The organism is Methylophaga sp. UBA5088, assembly GCF_002414625.1.
GTDB classification, from domain to species: Bacteria; Pseudomonadota; Gammaproteobacteria; order Nitrosococcales; family Methylophagaceae; genus Methylophaga; species Methylophaga marina.
In genome coordinates, this window is the sequence record NZ_DIAC01000086.1 from 33,939 (window position 1) to 35,170 (window position 1,232).

Below are 1,232 nucleotides of genomic sequence, written 5' to 3' on the forward strand. Positions count from 1 at the left end.
TATCAGCAGAGCTGACACTATTTACCGTGAATAAAAGACTAAAAAAGGTGGCTAAGCTGAGTAAGAATTTCATTGTGATAGGCGGTTTCTGGTGAACAAGGGGGCATATATTAACCGATTTCAGAGAGGGATAGGGCTGACATAGGGAAACGATTGTATTGTGCTTTGGGTGTGTTAAGCACAGATGAAACCTAGATAACTGGTTAAGCGTCAACTATCAAGTGAGAAAACAGAGCAGTGTTGTAGGACCTTCAGACGTAAAATTAGATTTTAACCGCATTCATATGTTGGTTTATGTATTTATTAAACTCTTCCATCGGCATGGGGTTGCCAAATAAATAACCTTGATAATTCAGGCAACCATGTTTAGCTAGGAATGCTTCCTGAGCATCCGTTTCGACCCCCTCAGCGATGACAGTCATGCCCATGTGACTACTCATATTGATAACGGTGCGAATGATATGAGCATCATTGGCATTTTTTAGCATATGATCCACAAAACTTTTATCGATCTTTATTTCATCCAGTGGAAAACTTCGCAATATGGAGAGTGATGAATAGCCTGTCCCAAAGTCATCCAGAGATAAAGTGATGCCATGAGACCGTAATTTGTCTATTTTTATAGCAAGTTCATTAATGTTCTTTAGCATTAGGCTTTCAGTGATTTCCAGTCGCAAACGTGAGCCGGAGCACTGATGTGTTTCAATGCTGGATAAGACCGTATCAACAAAATTCTTTTGCATAAATTGGCGAGCGCTGATGTTGACCGATAAAACTAAATTAGCCGTAGCCGGGTCTTGTTGCCAGACAGCTAATTGTCTACAAGCATGTTGAAGTACTTCAGTGCCTATGCGGTTAATAATGTCTGAGTCTTCTGCAAGAGGAATGAATTCGGCCGGTGAAATCATGCCATGTTTAGGATGCTGCCAGCGTAGTAGAATTTCAGCACCAATAGGTTCATGCAGGTGGTTCACCTGGGTTGGAAATAGGGGAGAATGTCGCGATTGAATACGGCATCTCTTAGATCATTTTCCAGACTGGCTTTGAATTCAATACTGGGCTGAAGCGCTTCATCAAAAAATCGAAAACAACTACGACCATCTGACTTGGCCTGAAACATAGCGTTATCAGCACGTTTAAATACTTCATTAACGGATAAGGTTTCGCCCTGAAATGTGCAAATGCCTATGCTGCATGAGGTACGATATTGCACGTTACCAATATTATATATA

At 41.0% G+C, this 1,232-nt stretch carries 2 protein-coding genes; both read right to left on the reverse strand.

From position 1 onward, the window contains the following. Positions 1-263 precede the first annotated feature (263 nt). Entirely contained in the window at positions 264-974 is a 711-nt protein-coding gene (locus B4K20_RS10970; protein WP_289282910.1) for a putative bifunctional diguanylate cyclase/phosphodiesterase, read from the reverse strand. Then, a partial coding sequence (locus tag B4K20_RS10975) for a diguanylate cyclase domain-containing protein (RefSeq protein ID WP_289282911.1) occupies positions 971-1,232 on the reverse strand: 262 nt, incomplete at its 5' end. The genes B4K20_RS10970 and B4K20_RS10975, both read right to left, overlap by 4 nt.